Annotated in this window: 6 protein-coding genes and 1 pseudogene; 5 read left to right on the top strand and 2 right to left on the bottom strand. The window is 37.5% G+C overall.

Annotated features, from left to right (window positions below; translation table 11 throughout):
* The 3 genes and pseudogenes from Q0688_RS23945 to Q0688_RS23955 all read left to right on the top strand — a co-directional run.
* Positions 1 to 210 (top strand): annotated as a pseudogene (locus Q0688_RS23945) (ATP-binding protein); the annotation flags it as partial.
* An 86-nt stretch (positions 211 to 296) separates the two neighbouring features.
* Complete coding sequence (locus tag Q0688_RS23950) at positions 297 to 770, top strand: DUF6641 family protein (protein WP_299083222.1); 474 nt, start codon at positions 297 to 299, stop codon at positions 768 to 770.
* An 84-nt stretch (positions 771 to 854) separates the two neighbouring features.
* Positions 855 to 1,271 carry a DUF2787 family protein gene (locus Q0688_RS23955; RefSeq protein ID WP_299083224.1) on the top strand — a complete coding sequence of 139 codons (417 nt, stop codon included), beginning with the start codon at positions 855 to 857 and terminating at the stop codon, positions 1,269 to 1,271.
* Positions 1,272 to 1,293: 22 nt separating this feature from the next.
* Here the strand turns inward: Q0688_RS23955 and Q0688_RS23960 are convergent, their stop codons facing one another.
* Positions 1,294 to 3,609 carry a hypothetical protein gene (locus Q0688_RS23960; RefSeq protein WP_299083226.1) on the bottom strand — a complete coding sequence of 772 codons (2,316 nt, stop codon included), beginning with the start codon at positions 3,607 to 3,609 and terminating at the stop codon, positions 1,294 to 1,296.
* Between the two features lie 356 nt (positions 3,610 to 3,965).
* Between Q0688_RS23960 and Q0688_RS23965 the strand changes: the two genes are divergently transcribed.
* Both Q0688_RS23965 and Q0688_RS23970 read left to right on the top strand, forming a co-directional pair.
* Positions 3,966 to 5,249, top strand: a complete 1,284-nt coding sequence (locus Q0688_RS23965) for a site-specific integrase (RefSeq protein ID WP_299083228.1) — start codon at positions 3,966 to 3,968, stop codon at positions 5,247 to 5,249.
* A complete protein-coding gene (locus tag Q0688_RS23970) occupies positions 5,249 to 6,259 on the top strand; it encodes a Fic family protein (RefSeq protein WP_299083229.1) in 1,011 nt (336 codons plus the stop codon). Before Q0688_RS23965 ends, Q0688_RS23970 begins: the two co-directional genes overlap by 1 nt.
* An 86-nt stretch (positions 6,260 to 6,345) precedes the next feature.
* Here Q0688_RS23970 and Q0688_RS23975 read toward each other — a convergent pair.
* A partial coding sequence (locus tag Q0688_RS23975; RefSeq protein ID WP_299083232.1) for a transposase occupies positions 6,346 to 7,051 on the bottom strand: 706 nt, incomplete at its 5' end.

The following is a 7,051-nucleotide window of genomic DNA, read 5'->3' on the forward strand; positions in this document are numbered from 1 at the left end:
CTATTTTGTGAAACGCTTAACAGCACGAACATTCCAGAAAGTGTCAGCAATCAACTAGCACTACTCAGATTTTTAACCCCCGGCGACTTCGCAATAATAGAAAGACGAAACCAATTTAATCAAACGCCAATGACACAAGAGCAAGCACTGGCACTACTAAAAGCAGAAAATGACCGTAAAGCGCCATCAAAGCCTATCGGCTTTATTTAATCAATTTAACTACAGCATGAGCTAGGTACTCACGAGATTTCAGTAAAGCACAGACTTCCAACCACAACCACTAAAAGGTACATACCATGACTAAATCAATATTGAGTTCGCTCAAGCTATCCGCTCGTCCTGTAAAAGTACAAGAAAGCCCATTAATCAAAAGACGGGAGCGTTTATTAACACAGCTTGGTGTACAAAAGGACATGATTCAAGCACAACTAGACGGTGAGCGGTTCACCGCTTACACAGAGAAATGGCAGCTTAACCCTGAGACCAATAAAAAGGAATTAATACGAACACCGAAAAAAGTACTGCCGTGGTTCTACAAAAATAACGGTAAGCATTACTTAGAAATTCGTTATGGCAATAAAGCACTGCCACTAGCCAAAGACAAACAGGCAATTGAAATAGGCGATTTTAAAAACTTAATGCCAACCATAGAGCTAGTTATTAAAGCCGTTATCGCCGGTGAATTAGATGAATTACTATTGGCAATTGTACCAATCAATACTAATAAAAAGACGTCTGTAAAAGCCGCAAGTTCAATACCAAAGGATTAAACCAACAAATATCTCACGTTAACAACAAGCCTGTTTAATCACAGGCTTTTCAAAATACCTAAAAACACAGTAAAGGATACCACCATGACTATTCGAATTAAACGCGAAGGATTAGCTTTGCCTGTAAGCCCAACATTTGCACTGTATATAGCCGACTTTCTTGTACCATATGAAAATGAAAAAGCGGTTACTATTAACTTTAGAGATCCAAATTATTCTGCTGATGATGGAGGCTACCACCCTGTAGAAATTAGACTTGTAAACGGTGGGAGCGAATGGCACCTCTGCTACATCAGCGACTTTTGTTATGTTGGCAGTGGTTATTGTGCGGAGCTTGCCAAGGATCTGGATTTTGACTTTGATGCTGGCATGTTTCAAAACTTATTTGGAACATCCCCTATTGAGCAAGCTATAGAGATGTTCCAAGTTTGGGAGCAAAACTTTATTTATTATGCCACCATATCAAAGGTATTTGAGATAATGGTTAGTGCCGATAATTAACATATTAGATATTTGTTAATGACTAAGTTTCAATCATAAGGGATGGCCAAAAAGCTGGGTTAATAAAAAATATTGAGCTTTTATTTTTTTTCATTACACCTTCCATTAGCTTCATGCTGTAATTAAAGTTATAAATATATTGAACCTCATTTTTTAATTTGACACCTAAAAAACCATACCAAACAAGTAACTCAAATACGTCATCAAATTGCTCTTCACTTACCCCATATTCTGATAAAACTTTATCTATCTCAGCTCTTGATATTTCCGCCTTTGAACCGATAAAAGCATAAAGTAGGTCATCTGCATTCTTAGCGACATCTGATATTTCATAACTAATATCAGTAAGTAAATCTGTTGAGTATGCAGCCATACCTTTGGTGATATCTTCCTCATGAATATGTTCATGATTAAGATTAATTGCGAAACTCTTGCATTGACTAATTAAATTTAAAAGAAAACGAGGCCTCATTAGTGATCTGCTTATCAAGTATTCCGATGACTCTTCACCTTTGTAGTGACTAACACACAATCTACGCCACAATGCTTCAAAAGACTCATCCCCATTAGTATGGCTGTATACGATTCTCAACCGAATCAATTCACGGAGTAGATCTGAATCCGTCCAATCAAGAAGGACTTTAGCCTCCTTGCCTCTATCGGAAGTTTCACGAACTAAAAGTTCATAAACATCATTTCTCAAAAAAATAATTGTATTTACATTTAGATTCGAACGACCAAATTGTCTTTCTATTTTTTTTGTGGCATCTATTAGTGCCCTAATTATTAATAAGTCTTCATGCTGTAAACCAGACGTTGGCCAACCTTTATCAATATTATCGAAAAGTAACCAACAGGTATCCTTTCTTTTCATATATGAGATTAATTGCTGACTCAAGTCCTTAACATCGTGTGAATATAACATTTCAGTAATCTTTGAAACCGGTAGTCCTATGGATGCTTCATCACCATATTGCGAACGATACTCTGTAGATATTTTTTCCATTAAGGAACTCATGCGTTCAGAAAAATCACCTTCTGTGACATAACCTTCTGCATTATATAGTTCAGCCAACTTTCTATAGGGTTCATAAAGATCATGATCATGTATATGCTGTTCCCTGTCTGCCTCCAGAATCTTGTAACAAATTTCTAGCAGTAAAACATACTCCCAAAATGCCATTATGGTATGCTGAAACGTTCCTTCTTCTAAAAAGGAGAGAATCAGTTCTTTAAATTTGATTAATTTATAACCGTCTGGCTTTAAGTCTAAAACAATATTGTCTTTTTTGTTTCTTTCTTTATCTCGAACTTGTAAGAAAATAGCGGACTTACCCGCCCCTTTTCGGCCAACCACAATATTGGCCTCTCCTCTTATCGATTTGAAAAACTGATCAGTTTTTAGATAATAATTTTGCAAAGTCCTCATTTCATTTTCAGCAGAGCTAGCCCCTAACTCCAAAGATTGAAGAAATGACTCTCTTTCTTTAGGTAGGATAACAACATCTTGTTGAAAAGCTTCAGCAATCTTACCTGCAAATTCAGCTATAACCTCGTTTATATCATTAGGGTGATAAGTTGCGTTAACTATATCCCTATAATCTATAGGAACTGGCCCTTCACCATTTTGCAACATACAAGTAGCCTTTCCTAAACCATGAGCCAAGCCTGCTAAAAAAGCTCCTCGCATATTATTTATCTCTGCTCCTTCGTCACCAGAACCAAGTAAAGGGATTACCACACCATGTGATTGCGATACTTGAGAAATAGCATCACTAGCAGAAAGGCGTGACTGTTCATTTGGATCAAAAGAACGAAAGAGATACCTAGCTTTTTTTATTCTGGAAACTATTCTTGTTGCCCAGTCAGTTTTAAACAAGCCCTCAAGCAAGTAAACCGGTGATTTAGTATTCAGTTTGCTTGGTATTTTTATAACTTTAAAATCGTCAACTGACTCAAAAAATTTCGCCAGTTCATCCGAGTTTTGATACTCTTGATACCCTAAAGTATCAAATATTCCAACATCCCTGATTGAAGGGTGAGTATCCTTAATACTGGCATTTTTTGTAATTAATAGTTTCTTGCCTTTGGCAATAGCATAACCAGCTTCATAAATAACATTGAAATTTAAAATAGATATATCAGCTACGACAAAATCAGATTCATCAATGCTTTGCAGAACTTCTTCAGCAATAAAACTGCCCACTATATCCATAGCGGTCCATGATTTTACTGATATTTTATTTTTATCTATTTTACCCAGTGCAACCTCTATTGTTTGACCAATAGATCTAGGGGTTGCCGCATATGCATAAAATCCATTTCTTATATCTGACATACTTCTCTCGTAGCTATTAATTAGATTAAATTAATACTGCCACTGTTATACTAAAAATGAAATAAAAAAATGCGATGACTCATGCTTAAATATATGATTTATAAAACTTTAGAATGGGCCAATTTTATTTATGTTTATCTATTGTTGAACACAAAAAAAAAGCCCCACTCCGTTAAGAGCAGGGCTTTAATATGTTGGTACCGGAAGACGGACTTGAACCGTCACGCCCGAAGGCAACGGATTTTGAAAGAACAGTGCTTTCATTTACCTTTTATATTTCAATCACATCATGTTAAAATCAGCCACCTTTGCACGCTCTTTGCAAATGAAAACACTAAATAAACCTAGGCTGAAAAATGTCAAAACAAATTGACAGACACAACATTGATGACACGTTATATGTGTACTTACAAAATAACAGTAAGTACTGGTATTGTCGATTTGTAATTTTTGGCAAGTGGTACGCCAAAGCCACCAAAGAAACTGATGTTCAAAAAGCCATAGCCAAGGCACACCGCATTAAGCTTGAATATGAAGTCAGAGTTGAAACCAATACACTATTTACCAGTAAGCGGTTTTGTGATGTTGCAGAGAAGGCCATTCAAAACATGCACGGCGAGTTAATCCATGGTGGCGGTAAAGTTATATACAAAGATTACATTGGCGCCCTTAGGAAATACTTTATTCCCTTCTTTGAACGGACGTTCATCACCTCTATTGACCAAGATAAAATATTAGAGTTTGAAGCTTGGCGCATTGATCAACTAAAACGCGTCCCGGCTAAGTCTACAATTCTTACTCACAATGCCGCCCTGCAAATGGTTTTTAAGGAAGCCATTGATAAACAATGGATGCTGCCAGTACAAGTCCCCGTACTAAGCAACAAAGAGGTTGCTGGTCAACGTAGGGCTTCGCTTAGTAAAAAAGAATACGATAAAGCTTACGACTCAGTAATCAAGCTAGAGCAAAATAGTAGGACTGAAAAGAGCCGCCAAATCCGTGAGTTGCTACTCGACTATATGGAGTTTGCTGTTAACACTGGCATTAGACCCGGCACTGAAATGGAAAGTATTACCTGGGCTGATATTCATATGGAGCGTAATGATCACAATGTGGTTTTCTTTGTTACGATTACAAAAGGCAAGACCACCAAATATACAGGTACTCGTGAAATAGTTTGCCGTGATGAAATATTTGGTTGTTTAGAAGAGTTACGTGAACGTTTTCCAAACCGTAAGCCAAGTGACAAATTATTTAGGCTGGCTGATGGCTCTACGACTAATGAACTTGGAGAAGCGTTTGATAAAGCACTCAATGAAGTCGGCCTTAAACAATCTCCTCACGGTGTCAGGATCCTTTATTCTTTGCGACATACTTATATAACTTGGCAGTTAATGTCTGGTGAAGTTAATATGGAAATACTAGCTAAGCAATGTGGTACGAGCGTTCAAATGATAGAGCAACATTACAGTCATGTGATCCCAAAAATGTTCACTAAAGAACTATCAGGGGTGGATATTGGTCGTTCAAAGCCACAGAAGAAAAAACGTTCACCTGAAGTTATAGCAAAAAGCCAAGCTCGATTAACTAAGCGATTTAAAGAATGGGAAGCTGAATATAAAAAGCGAGGGTGTATTTAATGTCTTATCAACCACCATTTCAAATTACCAATGAAATACTAAATATTGTGGCAGACATAAGTCAGTTACTTGGCAGATGGTCGGCAAGCAACCAAGATTTGCTTTCACCTCAACTTAGGCGTGGTAATAGAATTAAAACAATTCAGGCATCTTTGGCAATTGAAAATAACACCTTATCGTTGGAACAGGTAACGGCGGTTATATCAGGGAAAAAAGTTTTAGGTTTGCCGCACGAGATCCAGGAAGTAAGAAATGCCTTTAAGGCTTATGAAAACCTTCCTTCATGGCAAGCAACCAACGCCGAGCATTTATTAGCTGCACACCAACAACTCATGTACGGTTTAGTTGATGATGCTGGGCAATATCGCAATGAAGGTGTTGGTATTTACCGAGAAAAACAGTTGATCCATATGGCGCCGCCAGCAAATAGAGTTTGTTTACTAATAAACGATTTGCTTAATTGGTTGAAACAGACTGACTGTCACCCATTGATCGCCAGCTGCATTTTTCATTATGAGTTTGAATTCATTCACCCATTTTCAGACGGCAATGGCCGAATGGGGAGGTTATGGCAAACGCTATACCTATGTAACTGGCAACCAATGTTTGCTTATCTTCCCGTAGAAACCGTGATTAAAGATCAGCAAAATGAATATTACCAAGCTTTGTCTACCTCAGATAAAGCCAGTGATTCAACGGTGTTTATATTATTCATGCTTAAGGCATTACACTCAGCGGTTAACGAAGTGATAACCGAGCAAAGCGATCAAGTAAAAGTACAAGTAAGCGATCAAGTAAAGTTATTATTGAATTGGCTTAATAATAAAGATCCACAAAAGCTAGCTATCATTATGGAAGGTTTGGCATTGAAGCACCGTCCAACATTCAAAAAGAACTATATCACGCCTGCGCTAAAGGAAAGTCTAATCGCAATGACAGAGCCTGATTCACCAAGAAGCCCTCAGCAAAAGTACTATATAACCAAGGCTGGCGAGCAGGTAGTAAACTAGTCAGCCTAAAATTAACTATGAAACACAAAATAGTATTACAGACTCTTTGTATGTTTATGTAATTTTTTAAGCTACTTTTATTGTAACTATTCAGCCTCATCTTCAATAAATATATCAGGCAGCTGATTTTTGAATAGCAATTCAAGAGCTAAACTTGCAGATACATATTGTTTTCTGCAAGTCGATAAATAGCTTCTGAGCAAGCAGAACATCTCTGCTCCTTGTTTACTCCTAAAACATCCTGATATTTTTTGGTGAACCTTGGTCATCCTAATATCATTCTCGCCTTGATTATTGGTAAATGGTACGCCAGTGCTCATCATAAAGCGCAAAACATCATCTTGATAATCTCTTAATCGCTCCAATAATGCTCTAGATTTTGTCCGCTTTAATCGGCCTCGCTGACCTTTAATCCGACTACTTTTATCTGGTGGTGGGCACTTAGCATCACCTTGAGCCAATATCTTTTGATATTTCTCACTATATTTTTGTTTGGCCCCTTTATCTAAGTCGGGATTATCTATCTGAGCTTTATTTATTTCTTTAAGTAAACCTTGCATATCCTTCGCCCATTGCATCCCATCTTGCTCCCTAGCCCTTTCTAATTCTCGGATGTGGTGCGCATTACACAATGCATGTTGGCATTGGGTATATTGATAATATGGCTTCCAATGGTCATGACATAGCACACCGGTAAAGTGCGGTAAAATACCGGCCTCATCCATCGCTATTTTTCCTCTTTTTTCATGAGGATAAAAATAAGTCCACCAAGTCGTTGATGCACCATGAAGC

Source organism: uncultured Paraglaciecola sp., assembly GCF_937123705.1.
GTDB lineage: Bacteria > Pseudomonadota > Gammaproteobacteria > Enterobacterales > Alteromonadaceae > Paraglaciecola.

Excerpts from the sequence above, each read along its gene's own strand:
- Q0688_RS23950 (WP_299083222.1), top strand. The coding sequence starts at position 297 with ATGACTAAATCAATATTGAGTTCGCTCAAGCTATCCGCTCGTCCTGTA.
- Q0688_RS23955 (WP_299083224.1), top strand. The coding sequence starts at position 855 with ATGACTATTCGAATTAAACGCGAAGGATTAGCTTTGCCTGTAAGCCCA.
- Q0688_RS23960 (WP_299083226.1), bottom strand. The coding sequence starts at position 3,609 with ATGTCAGATATAAGAAATGGATTTTATGCATATGCGGCAACCCCTAGA.
- Q0688_RS23965 (WP_299083228.1), top strand. The coding sequence starts at position 3,966 with ATGTCAAAACAAATTGACAGACACAACATTGATGACACGTTATATGTG.
- Q0688_RS23970 (WP_299083229.1), top strand. The coding sequence starts at position 5,249 with ATGTCTTATCAACCACCATTTCAAATTACCAATGAAATACTAAATATT.